Below are 18,841 nucleotides of genomic sequence, written 5' to 3' on the forward strand. Positions count from 1 at the left end.
TTTCATTTCCTTCTTTATCCTTGAATGATGTCTTAACTTTTTCGTAGATGTGTTTTGTATTTCCTTTTTCATCAATTTCAGTTCTAACAACATTATATCCTGGAATTGGTTCTGAAGGTTTAGCTCCATCTTTAGATGGAAGTAAATCTGTTTCTTTGCCATCTTTTTCGATAACTACAAATCTAGTATCTGGGCGAACTGTTGGAGTATATTTAGCTGTTACTGGTGTTCCGTTCTTATCAACACGTTTAACTGTTACTCCTGTAGCTTTTCCTACGAAGTTTGGCTCTGGAGTGAATGTTACTTTTCCATTTTCATCGATTGTATATGTTCCTTCGTTTGGTACTACTTTTTCAGTTGTTCCATCATCGAATTTTGGTTTTACATTTTCATCGATTGCTACTGGTACTTCTTTCCCGTTAAGTGTTACTTTTCCACCTGTAAATGTTGGTGTCCCTTCTTGAGATTGTCCTTTTGGACCTTCTGATTCAGCATCTTTAGAAGTTGGTGACACTGGGATTACTACTGGTGTGTATTTAGCTGTTACTGGTGTTCCGTTTTTGTCAACACGCTTAACTGTTACTCCTGCAGCTTGTCCTGTGAATGTTTTTTCTGGAGTGAATGTTACTTTTCCATTTTCATCGATTGTGTATGTTCCTTCGTTTGGTACTACTTTTTCAGTTGTTCCATCATCGAATTTTGGTTTTACAGCTTCATCGATTGCAACAGTTTTTTCTTGACCATTAATCGTTACTTTTCCACCTGTAAATGTTGGTGTTCCTTCTTGAATTGCACCTTGAACATTAGTTGTGATGACATCTGAACTTGTTGGTGTTGCTGGTTTTACAACTGGTGTGTATTTAGCTGTCACTGGTGTAGCATTCTTATCTTCACGTTGAACTGTAACACCTGTTCCTTTACCTGTAAAGTTCTTTTCTGGTGTAAATGTTACTATGCCGTCTGGAGTTACTGTATATGTTCCTTCACCATCGATAGTTACTGATTCAACTGGATCACCTGTTTTTGGATCTACCAATTTAGCTGGTTTATCTTCATCGATTGCAACAGTTTTTTCTTCACCGTTAACTGTTACTGTGCCACCTTCAAATGTTGGTTTACCTTTTTGAATTGAACCTTGAACATCTTCTGTTACAGTATCTGAACCTGTTGGTGTTACTGGTTTAACTGTTGGTTCATAAGTAGCAGTTGTTGGTGTTCCATTCGCATCTTTTGCTTGAACAGTTGCTGCTACTGGTGTACCTGTAAAGTCTTTATTTGGTGTAAATGTTACTTTACCTGTTGTTGGTTCAATTGTGTAGGTACCAACTGTATTTCCATCATTATCTTTTGCTGGAATTGTTGTATCATCTATTGGTTTTCCAGTTTCAGGATTTACTAATTTAGCTGGCTGATCCGCATCAATCTTCATAGGAATTCTTTCATCACCTGGTGTGAATGATGGAGTTCCTTCTTGTTTAGCACCTTGAATTCCTTCAGAAGTTGTTGGTGTTCCTGATGGTTCTACTGGTGTAATAGATGGAGTATAAGTTGTTTTTACAACTGTTCCATTTGTATCTTTTGCTTGGATCGTTACTGGCTCAACTTCACCAGCATACGTTTTATCTGTTGGTGTAAATACTGCATTCACTTTGCCATCTACGACTTTAAGTGTATACGTACCAATCACATCACCTGCTGGATTCTTCGCTGGAACAGAGTCTACTGCATTTTCATTTTCATCTAATAATTTAAATGAAGTTGTATCGATTGCTACTGATTTTTCTGTTCCATTGATTTCTGTTTTACCTGGTGTAAATGTAACTTCTTTTGATTGTTCTACCCCTTGGATATCTATTGAAGTAGCTGGTTCTGCTGTTGGAACTACTCCCACGATATGTGGAGTATATGTTGTTTTAACAGTTGTTCCATTTTCATCTTCAGCTTGAACATTCGCTGGTAGAACTTTACCTTTGTACGCTTTATTGGTTGGTGTAAATGTTACTGTGTTTGTCGCTGGGTTAATTGTGTATTCCCCAACTTTGTTTCCATTTTCATCTTCAGCATCTACTGGAGTACCTGCTGCAACTTTGTTTCCTTGTTTATCAAGAAGAACTGCTGAGTTTTCTTTAATTGCTACTGATTTTTCAGTATCTTCAATTGTTGCTTTACCAGGTGCAAAAGCTACAGTTCCTGATTGTACTTGACCTTGAATGTTTGAAGAATCTGCTGGAGTTGCTGTTGGTTTCACTCCTACGATTGATGGAGTATATTTTGTTTCAACTTTAGTTCCGTTGTTATCTTCTGCTTGAACTTTTGCAGGTACTACTGGTCCTACATAAGTTTTGTCTGTTGGTGTGAATGTTACAACGCCTGTTGTCGCATCCACAGTGTATTCCCCAACCTTGTTCCCTTTAGGATCTAATGCTGGTACAGCTCCCTGAGCTTCTGTTCCATCTGCATTTAATAACTTAACTGAACCTGTTTTAATTGGTACTGCTACATTTCCTGCTGTGAATGTCGGTGTTCCTGTTTGAGTTTCACCTTGGATTCCTGTTGAGGTAGCTGGCTCAGCTGTTGGTTTTACTGGTGTAACTTCTGGAGTGTATGTTGTTGTCGCTGTTGAAGTTACTTCAGCTCCTGTTTTATCAACTCCGACTGGTGCTGTTAATGACACACCAACTCCTTTAGCTTTACCTGTAAATGTTGGAAGTGGTTGGAATGTTACTTCACCCGTTGTTGGGTTGATTGTGTAAGTTCCCTCTCCATCTACAGTTACAGTTTTGGCATCTGTTGGATCTTTTGTTACTGGGTTAATTAGTTTTGCTGGATGTGTTGCGCTTGGTGTAATAACTCTTTCGTTATCTTTACCTGCATCCGTTTTGAATACTGGTGTTTCTTTTTGTTCTTTACCTTGAACATCAATAGAAGTTTTTGGTTCTGCAGTAATTGGTTTTGGAGTTACAGTTGGAATATAACGACCGTCCATAGAACCTTTAACTGTTGGTCCATCTAATTGAACTTGATCACTAATTAAGTTTAATTGATCTTTATTTTCTCCTTCACCACCAACGATTTGACGACCTTCATTTCCCCAACCAGTTGTATTACCGTTCGCATCTGTACGACGAATTGTAATACCGTCTGCTGTACCTACGAAGTCAGGAACTGGAACGAATTCTACATTTACATCTTTTCCATTGTCAGTAATTTTATATTTACCTTGACCTTGAACGACATAGTATCCATCTACCAACTCAGTATCTTTTACTAACGAACCATCTGCTTTAACAATTTGTGATTTCACAGATGTATTAATCACATTATTTGTATCAAAGTCATAATCTTTTTGTCCGTAAGCGTTAAATGCTACCGTAGCATTTTGAGTCACACCTTGAACATTTTTTGTTTCTTCTTTTGTCCCGCGTGGTGGAATTACTTGTTGAATACGGAAATCTTCTACTTCCCCTGAGTAAGCAAATCCTGTAGGATTTTCAATATCGTCCGCAGAAATAGCTGTACGTATACGCATTCCTAAACGAGTTACTGTTGTATCAACGTTTTGAGGAATATTCGTGAAAGTAAGCTTATATGTTCCTTTTGAAGTAACAGTTACCATGTTAGAAGCTTCACCTTCATCGAATTTTCCGTTATTATTAAAGTCAATCCAACCTTTAACGAATGATTCTGGGTTTCCGTTTGGATCTGCTTGGAATTCTAATTCATACGTTCCTTCGTTTGCATAGTGTAATGTGTAATTATCATTATTCTTAACATTGTCACCCATTAATTGACGAGGACCTTCATCCATATTGTCATTTGTTTCATCACGAGTCCAATTTGGTTTGGTTGTGTTAAGGTCTTTTTCATCAAGGTCAGCTTTTACACTACCAATAAATGGGTGGTTCACATCTTTATTAAGACCTGATGAGATTAAGTGTACGGCATCACCATAAGAAACAGGTGCATCTCCTTCATCTGTTGCAACAACCCCGAATGAGAATGCTTGGAATCCAGCAGAGTATAAGTATGCTGAGACTTCTGTAGTTCCTCGACTTATCATAATTGGCGTAGATTTCCAATCTCTAGCGTTACTTACTGGTCCAAATTGTTGAGTACCTAAACCATCCGCTTGTAGAGCATCTCCTGAAACTAATGCTGATACTGTCTGAGTTGTAACGATTTTATTTCTTGCTTCTTCGATACGTTTATTCACAATCGCTGTTAATTCAGGATTTCCACCACGAAGTTCAGCAGTACTATATCCTACACTCTTGAATGGAGCTTCGATTGCATTACGTAATTCCCCCATACCTTGAGCGTTGATATTTTGAACAGTATAACTTGATGTTACACTCTTGTTCATAACTTCTGTTAATAGTTCCCAACCCTTACCATTTGTTCGATAGATTTCAGCTTCTACCGGACCAGCTTCTTCAGCAGATACTGCAAAGAAGTTCGGTTTTACTTTACGACCATTATATGTTGCAGAAATTTCAAATGTGATACCAAGGTTCATGGCATTACCACCACCACTTGTATCCCCCATTGTTTGAATATCCCCTGAAATAGTTGTATATCCAGGAGCAAGTAGGCCGTATTTTCGTACTGCAGAGTAACCATTGAAGTTTTCTTGCCATGCAAATACACGACTATTATAACGTTGTGTTTTTAATTGTTCTTCTGTAAATCCAGCATTTAACGCTGCATTATACTTCTGACTACCAGGTTTTAAAATGGCACCATTTTCACTTCCATCAAGGTTTTTAAGTTCTTTAACCTTAACCGTTACAATATATCCTGGTGTAATTTCTTTCTCCCATGTAGATCCAGGAAGTAACTCGTAACCTACTTTTCCATTTTTTAAACTTTTCGTTTCACCTAGACCTGTAATCTTAGCATTTTTGTCTGCCCAATCTAGGAAGAAGAGTTGTTTATTCAAATCTGCTAAATCTTTATTATTTCCTGTAGCTGGATCTTGGAATTTTTTAAAGTGATTTGTTTGATCAGTTGCATTTGGTGCTTCAGCTGTTGGATAATTAGCCTCTTCTGCCAAGACATATGAGAACTTACCATCACGGCCAATTCCTGCCTTTTTCAATTCATTGTAAACTGCAAGGATTGATTCGTTGAGGCGTTCCAATTGAGCATCTACTTGCTCTTTAGTTACACTCTCATCAGCTAGAAGTGTCTTTGTTGCAGCAAGAACGGCTTGGTTTTTAGCGACTGCTGCTGTAACTGCCGCCTTATTTTCTTCTTTGACGTCAGCCTTAGCAAGTTCAGTCTCAGCTAATTTATTGGTTACTTCAGCTTCTGATGCTACTTGTGTTAATTCTTTTTTAGCTTCTTTTACTTCTAGAGTTTGTTTTGCTTCAGATTTTGCTTTTTCTTCTGCTTTTTTCTCTTCAACTTTAGCTGTTACTCCTGCTGCTTGAGCTTCTGTAACTACTACATCTAAATCATTAACAATTTTCACTTGTGCATCTACTTCTTCTTGAGTAGTTGCATCGTTAGATAATACTGCTTTAGCTTTTTCTAATGCTTCACGAGCTACACTTAATACTGCTTGGTCTGCATCAGGAGCTGATTTAATATTTCTTTCTAAAGTAGCAATACTTGCTTCGAGGACAGCTTTATTTACTTTTTTAGCTTCAGGTTTTGCTTCTGTAGCCTTTTCAGTTTCAGGTTTTACAGTTTCTACTGTTTCAGCTTTAAGCTCGGCCTTTTCCTTCTCCTTATCATCTTGACTAGGAGCAGGTGTTGAAATAGTTGTTTCAGCTGATTGTACTTCAGTCGCTGATACCGCACCGTTACCTAGGAACATCAAACCAGCCGCAATCGCTACTGATGCTGCTCCAAAGCTGTATTTACGAATACCGTAACGAATGTACTTCTCCGTTCTAAAATCTTGTTGTTTGCCTTTCATTGAGACTCACAACCTCCTTATATTTTACTTTATTTTCATGTACTTAGCACAAAAAATCGGCATTATAAAACATTTAATATGATAACGTTTTGCATGTCGAAAATTTGGTGTCTATACACGACTTAATGATATCATATTCTCTCCTTACAAGCAAGTAGTTAGGCTTTAAATTTACACTATAATAAATAAATTTTATTTTAAAATATTCATCCTCTTTTTAGTAATATTAAAAGCATTTTTTACCATTTTTTATCGAATATTAGCAAATCCATTTTCGGAAAAAAATTGGAAATTTCAAAAAACCAATGACTTTTACATCATTGGTTTTCTACTATATTCGTTTATCAGAAAGATTTTAATTAATCTTCTTTCTTCTTGCGAGCTACAAGACCAAATCCACTCAAGACTCCAAGAAGTCCAAGTGCCGCAAGTCGGGCATTGTCTTCTGTACCAGTATTTGGCAACTCTTTTTGACCCTCAACATATTTAGGTGTTGCTGGTTGTTTTGGTTGCTCAGGTACTACTGGCATGTCTGGAGTTACTGGTTTCTCAGGGCTTGTTGGCTCTTGTGGAGAAACTGGTTGTACTGGTTGACTTGGTTCAACCGGTCTTGGAGTTGGCATCTCAACTTTCTTGAAGATATGTCTGATATTTCCATTTGGATCTGTCACAGTCTTCACATATTCATAACCTGGAATTGTTCCTGGTTCTTTAGAACCTGGTTCCATTGGTTTCAATGGATTTCCTTTTTCATCTGTCCAAGTTGTTGTAATTTGTTTACCTGGCTCTGTTTGAGGAATAAGTGGTGTTGAAACTTTCTCATAAACGTGTTCTGTATCGCCGTTTGGTAATTTCTTAGTCTCTACGAAGCGGTAGCCTGGAATGTCTTTCTTATCTACAAATCCACTTTCTTTGTCTTTGATTTCGTTACCATCTTTATCTTTGAAGAATGTTGTTACTTTTTCGTATACGTGTTCTGTATCGCCGTTTGGCAATGGTTTTGTTTCTACGAATCTGTATCCTGGGATATCTTTCTTCGGTTGTTTTCCTTCTTCTGTCGGATAATTTGGAATTTCTTTTCCTTCTTTATCCTTGAATGAAGTTTTAACTTTTTCGTATACGTGTTCTGTATCTCCATTTGGTAGTTTCTTCGTTTCTACGAATCTGTATTCTGGAACATTATCTTTCTTCGGTGTTGTTCCTTTTTCTACAGGATAATTTGGAATTTCTTTTCCTTCTTTATCCTTGAAGAAGGTTACAACTTGTTTATAGATATGTCTTGTGTTCCCGTGCTCGTCTGTTATTGTTTCTACATAGCGATACTCAGGAATATCTTTCTTCGGTGTTGTTCCATCTTCGTTTGGATATCCTTTAATTGGATTTCCATTTTCATCTACAAACTCAGTATCTGGACGAACTGTTGGTGTGTAAGTAGCAGAAATAGTTTTACCTAATTTATCTTTTCTAACGACAGTTATACCATCTGCAGTACCTGTGAATTCTGGGTCTGGAGTGAATGTTACTTTACCATCTTTATCGATTGTATACGTTCCTTCTCCTTCTACCACCCTTGTAGTTGTTCCATCATCAAACGTAGGTGGTACATCTAAGTCAACATCTCCTGTGAATTCTGGAGTATTAGATTGTGGAGTATTCTTAGCACCTTCTGATGTTTTGTCTACAGTCGTCGTTACTGGTGTTACTGTTGGAGTGTATTTAGCCGTTACTTCTGTTCCGTTTTTATCTACACGTTGTACAGTTACTCCTGTAGCTGTTCCTAAGAATTCTAGTTCTGGTTTAAATGTTACTTCGCCAGTCTTAGGATCAATTGTGTATGTTCCTTCGCCTTCAACTGTTACAGAATCAACTGGATCTCCTGTCTTAGGATCAACTAGTTTAGCTGGTACATCCTTATCAATTTCAACAGTTTCTTCTTTACCGTTGATTTTCGCTGATCCACCATTGAATACTGGTGTTCCTTTTTGAGTTTGACCTTTAGGTCCTACTGATGTTTCATCTTCTCCAGTTGGTGTTACTGGTACTACTTTTGGAGTATACTTAGCTGTTACTGGTGTTCCATTCTTATCAACACGTTGAACTTCTACCCCTTCTCCTTTTCCAGTAAATTGTGGTTCTGGTTGGAATTTCACTTTACCATCTTCAATTGTGTATGTTCCTTCTCCAGGAATTACTACTGGTTCATCAGTTGGTTCTCCTGTTTCTGGATCAATCAATTTAGGGGCTTTTGTTTCATCAATCTCAACAGTTTTTTCTTCACCATTTACAGTTACTGTTCCACCTTTGAATTCTGGTAATCCTGTTTGTGTTTTACCTTGAATATCTTTAGTTTTAGCTGGTGTTGCTATTGGAGTTACACCTTTCACTTTAGGTGTGTAGCGCGCTTGAACTGTTGTTCCGTTCGTATCTTGACGTTGAACAGTTACACCTGTCGCTTGTCCTGTGAAGTCTTTTTTCGGAGTGAATGTTACATTACCATCTTTGTCGATAGTATAAGTTCCTTCTCCTTCTACTACAACTTCATCTGTTAGTTTTCCTGTTTCTGGATCGATTAGTTTCGCTGGTACTTTATTGTCGATAGGGAATTCATCATCTCCACCTTTGAATACTGGTGTACCTGTTTGCTTAGCACCTTGAATATCTTCTGATGTAACATCTTCTCCTGTTGGTTTAACCGGAGTTACTGTTGGAGTGTATTTAGCTTTTACAGTTGTACCATTTGTATCTTCACGTTGAACTTCTACACCTGTAGCAGTTCCTGTGAATTGTGGTTCGGGTTGGAATTTAACTTTTCCATCTTCGATTGAGTATGTTCCTTCTCCTTCTACTACAACTTTTTCAGTTGGCTCTCCTGTTGTTGGATCAATTAGTTTTGGAGCTTTTGTTTCATCAATTGGAACAACTTTCTCTTCACCGTTAATCGATACTGTTCCACCTTTGAATTCTGGTAATCCTGTTTGTGCTTTACCTTGAACATCTGTTGTTTTAGCTGGTGTTGCTGTTGGTTTAACAGGTTTAATGTTAGGTGTGTACGTAGTTCTTACTGGAGTCCCGTTCATATCTGCTGCTTGAATCGTTACCGGCGGAACTTTTCCTACGTATGTTTTGTCTTCCGGTGTGTATACTGCAACTGGATCTTTACCAGGCTCTTTTACAAGAGTATACTTACCGATTACTTTATTAGGATCTTTTGGATCTTTTACAACTACTTCATCAGTTGGTTTTCCATTTTCACCTACTAATGTAACTGAACCTGGATTAACCGGAACTGGATCTGATTTAATTGGGTTTCCAGCTGGATCTTCTAAGTCTGCAGTTCCACCTTTGAACGTAATTGGTTGTTTTTGAGTTGCACCTTGTACATCAGTTGATTCAGCTGGCTTAGCCGTTGGTTTAACTCCTACGATTACTGGAGTATAATCAGCTGTTGCCGGTGTATTGTTTTTATCAACACGTTGAACTGTTACTGGTTGTACTGGCCCTACATAAGATTTATCTATTGGTGTGAATTTCACTTCTCCTGTAGTCGGATTTAAAGTATACTTACCGATTACATTTCCTTCTGGATCTTTCGCTGGAAGTTCATTTGAAGGAACAGGTTTCTTCGTTTCTGGATCTAGTAATGTTGCTGGAGCATCGTAATTAATCGGCACTGCTTCATTACCTGGTTTAAAGTAAGGTTTACCTTTTTGTTCTTGACCTTGTACTCCTGTAGTAATGTTATCGAATCCTTCTGGTACTACTGGTTTAACAATCGGTGTGTATTTCGCTGTAGCTGGTGTTCCGTTTGTATCGACACGTTTTACAGTTACACCTTTAGCTACACCTGTGAATTGTTTTTCTGGTTGGAAGTGAACTGTTCCATCTGGATCTACTGTGTATGTACCTTCTCCTGGTACTACTTTTGTAGTCGTTCCATCTTCGAACGTCGCAGGTACTTTATCGTCGATTGGGAATTCCGGATCTCCTTCGGTAAATTTCACTTTACTTTGTTGAGGTAATCCTTGAAGGTTTGTAGTAGTTTTATCTTGTCCTTCTGGTACTACTGGAGTAACAGTTGGAGTGTAAGTTGTTTCAACTTTTGTTCCGTTTTTGTCTGCCGCAGTTACTTTCGCTGGATCTGGTGTTCCAGTGAAGTCTTTATTCGGTTGGAATGTAATCACTCCAGTTTCTGGGTCTAAAGTATAAGTACCCACTTCTTTTCCATCTTTAAGAGCTGGCATTGTTGTGACTTCTGCACCTGTTGGGTCTACAAGTTTGATTGTCGACTTATCGATTGGTGCTGATTTGTCACCTTCTTTGAACATTGTAGTCGCATCTTGAGTTTGTGGTCTGCCTTGTTTTCCAGAAGTTTCTTTAGGTTCTGCAGTTGGTTCTACTGCTTCAACTTCTGGCGTGTAATCTCCACTAGATGTAACTTCAACTTTGTTTCCTTCTGAATCAGTTGCTGTTACAGATACTTTTACTTCTACCCCTTTCGCTTGTCCTTTGAAGCTTGGTTCTGGAGTGAATGTCACTGCACCTGTTGTTGGGTCAATAGCGTATGTTCCTTCTCCTTCAACTACAACCTTACCTTCTTCATTAGCACCTTCTAATGAGTACTTAGCTGTTGTCCAGTCTACGTTTGTATTATCTGGAGTATTCGCTGTTGTATTTAATGCTGAGAATCTTTCACTTCCTGGAATTGAAGTTTGAACTTGACCTTGTTTTCCAGTTGTTTTATCATCTTTGGGTTTAACACCATATACTGTTGGTGTATAAGTCGTTGTAGATTCTACTACTACTGGTTGACCGTCATCTCCTGTAATTGTTACGTTAGCTGCCACTGTTAATGGTTTAGCATTACCGATAAAGCCTGGTGCAGGTGTAAATGATACTGCTCCTGTAGTTCCATCAATAGCATACGTACCTTCTTCAGTCGTTACAGAATCTGTTTTCTTACCTGATACTGGATCTACTAGTTTGTAGTCAGATACTTCTGCATTATTTGGTAATCCAGTCTTGAATCCTGTTTCCATTGAATCAGTTTGTTCTTGACCTTCTGCACCAGATGATTTTTCAGGTTTAGAAACTACGATGTAGTAAGTTGTTTCTGCAACTGCGTCTTCTGTAACTTCTCCAGCATCTGTTTTTCCTACTGTTGGAGTTGTTACAACACCGTTTGAGTCAACAGCTCTTACTGTTACTTTGTAAGATCCGTATTGACCTAATGTATAAGCTGCAACTTCTGGATTTGATAAGTTTTCTGCAGCTTTTGTTTTTAATGCTGTACGTGCTGCTTCTACCGCTTTTTCTGCTTCTAAAGCTTCTTGACGACTTGAAGTAACTTTCGCTGTTAATTCAGGAAGTTTTCCTTGAGCTTCTTTTAATTTCTCATCTAAGCTAGCTTTGAAGTCTTTTACATCTTTAAGTTTCTTTTCAGCTAAGTCTTTCGCTGTTACAGAAATTGTACGAAGTTTTAGGTTCGCTAATGCTGCTTCTGCGTCTGCAATCATTTGTACTTGACGGTCTACTTGTTCTTGAATACCAGCAAGTTCATTTTGTGCTACTCGAACATCTTCAATCGCCGTTGCTGCTGCTTGTGTCTTTTCTGCAGCTGTACGTTGTGCTTGAATATAAGCTTTTTCTTCCGCATCTGCTAAGTTAAATTCTTTCTTAGTTCCATCTGGAGCTGTTACTGTTAATTTAGTTTTGATAGTTTCTGACTCAGCATCATCTGATTTATCATCAATCACATCTTCAAATTCTACATTTGCTTTAGGAGATTTTAGTAAATCTACAGAGTTATCTTTTGTTTCAGCATAGCTTGTAGATGAAGCAGTCGGTTTATCATTTTGGATAGATGCTACATCATTTCCAATTGCTTCACGATAAGATACATACCCTTTGAATCCTGAAGATGTTTCAATTGACCATCCTGCATTAGATTCTTTAGCTGTTACTGTTGAACCGTCAGAAGCTGTCCATTGTTTTGTTGCTGAATCATACTTCACTGTAACAATAAGGCCTTGTTTATCAGCTGTTTGTTCTCTTGGCACAGCTGTAACTGTACGAGTTACGTCTCCTACTGCAGTTACTTCACCATTTTTACGAATTTCTGCTACTTTATCAATTAAATTAGCTGCTGAAGAAGTTGCATTCCATGTACGTGTAAATTCATAAACAATAAAATCAACATCTCCATTTGCTTTTGCATCTGTATATACACGACGTTCTGTTAAAGTTGATGTTCCGTCTCCATTATCTTTTAATACGTATGCATCTTCATTAGCAAGAGTATATTTACCTGTTGCACGGTTAAATGTCGCTGTATAAGATTTTCCAGCTGCATCTTTTACTGTTGCAATTTCACGTTGAATATCTGCACGAACTTTATCTGTAGAGGCTTTTGCTTCGATACTATTAATTCCTACATATTGTGTTGAATCTGAAGTTACAGGTAATTCGAATTTAGTTGGTGCTGTTGCTGAAGCATCTGCTAATTGATCGCCTTCTTTTACTGCTTTATTCGTAGTTCCTGCGCCTACAGTCCATTTTCCATCTTTGACAACTAAGTTTGTTACAGTCCCATCAGGCATCGTGATTTCTGCTTTATTTGCTCCGTTTGATACTGTTACAGGAACTTTTGTTGCATAAGCTTCTACGTTAGATACTGTAATTTTTGGTGCTACTGCAATTGTAATATTTTCGTGAGCTTCTTGCCCGTCCATATTCCAGTCAACATTCTTAGCGTTTGTAGCGTTATTGTAGTCTTTTGCTAATGCAGCTACAGTATAGATTCCAGCTTCTGAAGCTGTTCCATGAATTTTCCCTGTTGTCGGATTATAACTTAATCCTGGAATTACGTCTGCAACTGAAGCGTCTTGACCTGTGTAAACACCATTTAACGTAGTATGAGCATTAACTGTTTGAGGTGATGTCATTGTTCTTATTTTTGTTCCATCAATAGCTGTAAATGTTGCTGCTTTTGATGTAGATGGAGCAGTTTTAGAACCTGCTACTACTTTAGAACCGTTATCTGCATACACATATCCAGCTCTTTCATCTTTATTCATTCCCTCGTTATCTACATATTTAATGTCATGGTCTACTTCATCTCCGATTGTAACCATTTTAGATGTTCCTAAAATAGATGGAGCTGATGAGTCTTGCCAGCCAATCCAACCAGCTGTTAAATCACGGAAAGTAACCTGTTGAGATTGTCCATCTTTTTCAACTGTTACGATATAACGCATATCATAAACACCATTTTGAAGGTTAGATGCTGCATACCCTTCTACTGTGTCTGTTTTTTCATTATACCCAGTACCTGGAATCAAGTTACTAAGGTCAATTTTTTTAATCGAATAGCCTGCTGCCTCTGCTTCTTGTGATAAGCTGAAACGTTTTTTCACATCTGTAATATATACATAGTGAGTTCCTTGTTCGTAAGTATAACCATAAATTTCAGTTGCTAGGTACTCGTAAGGTCCACCCGCTCCCCAGGTATTATTACCGTTATTTTTTCCACTAGCACGAACTTTACCTTTCCATAAAAGTGCTTCTTTTGCTAGTTTTTGAGCTTCAGTTTTTGATAAAGGAATATCTGTACGTCCACCTACATCTGGTCTTCCACTGTTAGCTGCTCCAATTTCTGTATTTTCTGATTGGTATCCGTGAACGTATATTCTATATTTATCGTTACCGTCTAATGTTTTATATGATTTACCTGTAGCTGTAAGAAATTCACCGTTTTCTTTTCTTAACTCTGTTGAATTGCTAGTGTATCCTTCATCAGCTGATAACGCTACACTATAGTTACCATCACGACCAATTTCTGCTTTTTTAAGTTCACTGTATACTGCAAGAATTGATTCATTTAAACGTTCTAATTGAGCCTCTACTTGTTCCTTTGTAACGCTCTTGTCAGCTAAAAGTACTTTTGATTCGTTAAGTACCGCTTGGTTTTTAGCAACCGCTGCTTCAACTGCTACTCTATTTTCTTCTGATACCTCTTTTTTACGAAGTTCTGTAGCAGCAAGTGTATTAGTTACATCAGCTTCTGATGAAACTTGTGTCAAGACAGTTGTTGCTTCAGAAACTGCTTTTTCTGTTGGTGTAGCGTTTCTTTCTGCTTCTGCTTTTGCTACCTTGTCTTTATCAGCCTGTTCTTTCTCTAATCCAAGTTTATTTGATTCAGTTACAACTGTTCCCAATGCAGAGAGAATATCTTTTTGGATATCTACCTCTTCTTGCTTAGCTGCTTCATTTGCTAAAACAGCTTTTGCAGTAGCTAAGGCTTCACGAGCATTGGCTATAACTGAAGGGTCTGCATTCTTAGTAGTTGAAAGTTTAGATTCTAAAGTAGTAATACTTGCTTCAAGAACAGCTTTATTTACTTTTTTAGTCTCTTCTGCTTTAACTTCTGTTTTTGCTTCCGTAGTTTTTCCAATTTCTGGCTTTACTTCTGTGGTATTCTGATCAGATTTTTCAGCTAGAGTTGCTGCTACGGTAGTTTCCGCACTTTGTACCTCTGTCGCTGAAACTGCTCCATTTCCTAAGAACATTAAACCAGCCGCAATCGCTACTGATGCTGCTCCAAAACTGTATTTACGAATCCCATAACGAATGTACTTTTCTACTCTAAAATCTTGTTGTTGCTTGCCTTTCATTGAGCCCAACAACCTCCTTTTATTTTCATCATGTTAGTTAAAAATTTCCAAAAAAATCCATCAACAATTTCTTTACATAATCGAGAGGAAATTTTATATAATTCACAATTAACATGTATATAAATAATATCACATCTTATCTCATTACACAAGATATTTGATTTATAATTTTTCAAAAAAATAACAATTTTCTAAGTAAAATTTAGGTAACATTTTACTTGAATTATCAGCATTTTATAAGGGTCATAATTTTTAAAATTGTCGCTTTTGTTCCTATTTTCTGAATATTTTCTACCCTCTTTTTATATTTAAATCTTCGTTATTTTTTATCATTATTTTTGTATATTTATTTAAAACTAACCTTGTAAAACGATTGCTTTATCTCATTTTTATATATTTTCCTTTTATCATTTAACTTTAGAAAGACGATTGCAAAACTTTCTACCAACTTTTGAGGTTTTCCGAGATAGTTGAATAATGAAGTATAGTGAAATAAAACAAAAAAACGAGCACTTTCGCACTCGTTCTCTGATATAATCTATTGATTAAAGTGAGTTTACGTCAACTTTGATACCAACACCTTGAGTAGTTGTGATAGTCAAGTTTGTTACGTAAGTTCCTTTAGCTGTAGCTGGTTTTGCTTTTTGGATTGTTTCGTTGAAAGCTTTGAAGTTTTCAACCAATTTTTCAGCTTCAAATGATACTTTACCGATGATTGCTTGAACGTTACCTGCACGGTCAGCACGGTAAGTGATTTTACCACCTTTAGACTCTTCAACTGCTTTAGCAACATCCATTGTTACAGTACCAGTTTTAGGGTTTGGCATCAAGTTACGTGGTCCAAGGACACGTCCAAGACGTCCAACAAGAGCCATCATGTCAGGTGTAGCGATAACTACGTCGAAGTCCAACCAACCGTCGTTGATTTTAGCAACAAGGTCATCTTCACCAACAAAGTCTGCACCAGCAGCTTTTGCTTCTTCAGCTTTTGCACCACGTGCGAAAACAAGAACGCGTGAAGTTTTACCAGTACCGTTTGGCAATACCATTGCTCCACGGATTTGTTGGTCAGCTTTTTTAACGTCGATGTTCAAGTTGTAAGCAACTTCTACAGTTGCGTCAAATTTTGCAAAGTTAGTTTCTTTTGCAAGTGCTACAGCTTCTTCTACGCTGTATGCTTTTGTGCTGTCGATTTTCTCAAGAGCAGCACGAAGTTGTTTGCTTTTTTTAGCCATTTTCTATTCTCCTTGTAAGTGGTTCAATCGATTTTCATCTCCCACGTCACTTCTCGAAATGATGAAGTCTTGCGGGTTATATTGGGGTGTTATTGATTAGTCAACAACAGTGAATCCCATAGAACGAGCAGTACCTTCGATCATACGCATTGCAGACTCTACGTTTGCTGCGTTCAAATCTGGCATCTTAGTTTCTGCAATTTCTTGTACTTGTGCACGAGTAACTGTAGCAACTTTAGTTTTGTTAGGTGTACCTGATCCTTTTTCAACACCTGCAGCTTTTTTCAAAAGAACAGCAGCTGGTGGTGTTTTAGTGATGAAAGTAAATGATTTATCTTCGTAAACTGAGATAACAACTGGAATGATCATACCAGCTTGGTCAGCTGTACGAGCGTTGAACTCTTTTGTGAATCCCATGATGTTGATACCAGCTTGACCAAGAGCAGGTCCAACCGGTGGAGCTGGTGTAGCTTTACCAGCAGGGATTTGCAATTTTACAAGTTTTTCGACTTTTTTAGCCATTTTTAAATCCTCCTTTGTGGTTTTGGCGGTAATTAAAGATTTTTACCTCCCACAAGCATGCTTTACACATACTCATCTATTATACACTATTTATCTAGAATTGCAAGAGAAAAGTTTATTTTTTAATCGACGTAATCTCCGCCTTCAAAGCCGTAGTATTCTTCCAAACTGAGACCACTGGCAGCTATTTCTTTAGCTTCTTTTCCGACATATCGAAGGTGCCATTCCTCAGCCATATATCCTGTTTCTTTTTCTTTACCTTTGAGATAACGGACAACAAAGCCATAATCAGCAGCATGGTCCAAGAGCCATTGGGCCGCTTTTTCTTCTGTTACCAAATCACCATTTGTCCCAATCACATCAAAGGCTAAACCTGTCTGGTGTTCGCTATAGCCAGGTCGAGCAGAATAACGGTCAGCTGCTGCCTTCCCATCTTGGTTGACATAATCTTGATAGAGCTTGGTCTGAGTTTCATAACTTCTAAAACCACTGTAATGATCACTAATCGGGAATCCTGCCTCTTGCATAGCTTTAATGAGTTTGACCAACTCAGCCTTGGCTGTTGGATTTTCCCCTGGATTGTAGTCTTTTGACAATGGGTAGTGTTTATTGGCTACGATGATTTCATCGTATTTCCCTTGGATGCTGTAGTAGTCTCCTTTGTTAACCACTTCTGCTTTTTTCTGGGCAGCTCCTTGAGCCTTACTTCCTACTGTTCCATCAGCTTTAGCTGTTTGCTCTGTCTTAACTGAGCCATCTTCATTTTTTGCTTTTTCTTGTGAACAAGCTGCTAGACTCAAGGCTAGCAAAGCTGTCAAGACAAGGTATCTTTTTTTCATTTCTACTCCTTTATTTCTAATAGGTTATCTACTTCTGACGATAAACGTTTGACTAATTTTTTAATCTCATCCGATTTTGCTTGGCAGGTTTCTGCTGTCATTTCTTCAAAAGGAACCCACCAAACTGGACCACGTCCATTGAGACCGTGACCGTTCATATCACCTCTTCGTCTAGGAAACAGATGCCAATGAAGATGGGCATCACCATTGCCTAGCAGTTCGATATTCATTTTCTCGGCAGCAAAGGTCTTAGCAACCGCCTCTTGAACCACACTCATTTCTTCTAGAAAACGGAGTCTTGTCTCCTTTTTCAAATGGTGCAATTCGGTGACGTGTTCCTTGGCTAGAAAGAGACTATAGCCTGCAAAATACTGGTGATCTCCAATCACAAGATAGCCTGTTTCCAACTCTTTGACAAAATAGGGATTTTCCCCAGCCTTGATGAGCTCAATTCTCTGGCATATAAGGCACATATTAGTCTACCAATTCGCTCTTCAGATAAGCATCAACCATACGCTCTGTTGCGGTCACTGAATCAATATGAGTACGTTCATATGAGTGGCTAGACTCGATACCAGCACCGAGAAGGGCGTGTTTGACTTCTGCCCCTGCAGACATAGCTGCCGAAGCATCCGAACCATAAAACGGATAGATATCCAGCTTAAATGGAATATCTTGCTCTTTAGCCAAGGCCACCAAATGTTGACGGAAGTCATAGTGATAAGGCCCTGAAGCATCCTTGACACAGATAGACACTGTGTACTCATCTGTTTGCTGGTCATCTCCCATAGCTCCCATATCCACAGCCAGATATTCTACTACCTGAGCAGGAATATTAGAATTAGCCCCATGCCCCACTTCTTCAAAGACTGAAAAAGCAAAATGGGTTGTTACGGGCAATTCAATCTTCTCTTCCTTATAAATACGAAGGAGCTTAAGCAAAATTGCTGCGCTGACCTTATCGTCCAAATGACGAGACTTGATAAAACCTGTCTCTGTCACGACAGTTCGTGGATCAAAACTGATAAAATCACCGACTTCAATTCCCAAGGCACGAGTTTCTTTTTCACTAGTTACTTTGGCGTCCAAACGCACTTCCATATTGTCTTGCGTGCGTTCTGCAGTTCCTGCATCCTTATAAACATGGCAAGAAGTTTGGTGGATAAGGATGGTTCCTGATACTTTTTCACCTGTACTAGCCACATGAACGGTACAGTTTTCTCCTTCAATCATGTTCCAAGGAAAACCACCGATACGGTCCATTTTGAGACGACCGTCTGGTTTGACAGCACGGACAATGGCCCCCAGCGTATCCACATGGGCAGTCACATAGCGATGCTCTTCATCATTTTGACCTTTAATGGTCACATTGACACCACCCTTGGCTGTGCGAACTGGCTGGTAACCAAAACCTTCTAGAGTCTTGACTAAATAGTTCGAAATCTCACGGGTGAAGCCTGTTGGTGATGCGATGGCTGTCAGTTCTTTGATATATTCTACTGTTTGATTCATTTCTTCACCTCTTTTGCTACCTATTATAACACATTTATCATCGGATAAAAAAGAAAATCACCCCTGTAGACTTAGCTACAAAAGTGATTTTATACTCAATGAAAATCAAAGAGCAAACTAGGAAACTAGCCGCAGGCTGTA

7 protein-coding genes are annotated in these 18,841 nt (G+C 38.3%); all 7 read right to left on the bottom strand.

The genetic code is table 11. The features are described 5' to 3' along the window. Positions 1 to 5,923: GEVED domain-containing protein (locus ADG81_RS05230; RefSeq protein ID WP_049551114.1), on the bottom strand; the 5,923-nt coding region annotated here is incomplete at its 3' end. Positions 5,924 to 6,282: 359 nt separating this feature from the next. Then, on the bottom strand, positions 6,283 to 14,592 hold the full coding sequence (locus ADG81_RS05235) for an Ig-like domain-containing protein (protein ID WP_049551115.1): 8,310 nt from the start codon (positions 14,590 to 14,592) through the stop codon (positions 6,283 to 6,285). Between the two features lie 545 nt (positions 14,593 to 15,137). Then, on the bottom strand, positions 15,138 to 15,827 hold the full coding sequence (gene rplA / locus ADG81_RS05240; protein WP_001085675.1) for a 50S ribosomal protein L1: 690 nt from the start codon (positions 15,825 to 15,827) through the stop codon (positions 15,138 to 15,140). Positions 15,828 to 15,923: 96 nt separating this feature from the next. Further along, positions 15,924 to 16,349, bottom strand: coding sequence for a 50S ribosomal protein L11 (gene rplK / locus ADG81_RS05245; protein ID WP_001085807.1), 426 nt, complete (start codon positions 16,347 to 16,349; stop codon positions 15,924 to 15,926). Between the two features lie 122 nt (positions 16,350 to 16,471). After that, complete coding sequence (ldcB, locus tag ADG81_RS05250; protein ID WP_049551116.1) at positions 16,472 to 17,188, bottom strand: LD-carboxypeptidase LdcB/DacB; 717 nt, start codon at positions 17,186 to 17,188, stop codon at positions 16,472 to 16,474. 2 nt (positions 17,189 to 17,190) lie between these two features. After that, positions 17,191 to 17,661: an HIT family protein gene (locus ADG81_RS05255; protein WP_049551117.1), complete on the bottom strand. Its 471-nt coding sequence runs from the start codon at positions 17,659 to 17,661 to the stop codon at positions 17,191 to 17,193. Position 17,662: 1 nt separating this feature from the next. Beyond that, positions 17,663 to 18,700: a M42 family metallopeptidase gene (locus ADG81_RS05260; RefSeq protein WP_049551118.1), complete on the bottom strand. Its 1,038-nt coding sequence runs from the start codon at positions 18,698 to 18,700 to the stop codon at positions 17,663 to 17,665. Between the last annotated feature and the right edge of the window lie 141 nt (positions 18,701 to 18,841).

Source organism: Streptococcus pseudopneumoniae, from assembly GCF_001070815.1.
GTDB classification, from domain to species: Bacteria; Bacillota; Bacilli; order Lactobacillales; family Streptococcaceae; genus Streptococcus; species Streptococcus pseudopneumoniae_P.

Coding starts and splice junctions, on each gene's coding strand:
- ldcB (WP_049551116.1), bottom strand. CDS start 17,188: ATGAAAAAAAGATACCTTGTCTTGACAGCTTTGCTAGCCTTGAGTCTA.
- ADG81_RS05255 (WP_049551117.1), bottom strand. CDS start 17,661: ATGTGCCTTATATGCCAGAGAATTGAGCTCATCAAGGCTGGGGAAAAT.
- rplK (WP_001085807.1), bottom strand. CDS start 16,349: ATGGCTAAAAAAGTCGAAAAACTTGTAAAATTGCAAATCCCTGCTGGT.
- rplA (WP_001085675.1), bottom strand. CDS start 15,827: ATGGCTAAAAAAAGCAAACAACTTCGTGCTGCTCTTGAGAAAATCGAC.
- ADG81_RS05235 (WP_049551115.1), bottom strand. CDS start 14,592: ATGAAAGGCAAGCAACAACAAGATTTTAGAGTAGAAAAGTACATTCGT.
- ADG81_RS05260 (WP_049551118.1), bottom strand. CDS start 18,700: ATGAATCAAACAGTAGAATATATCAAAGAACTGACAGCCATCGCATCA.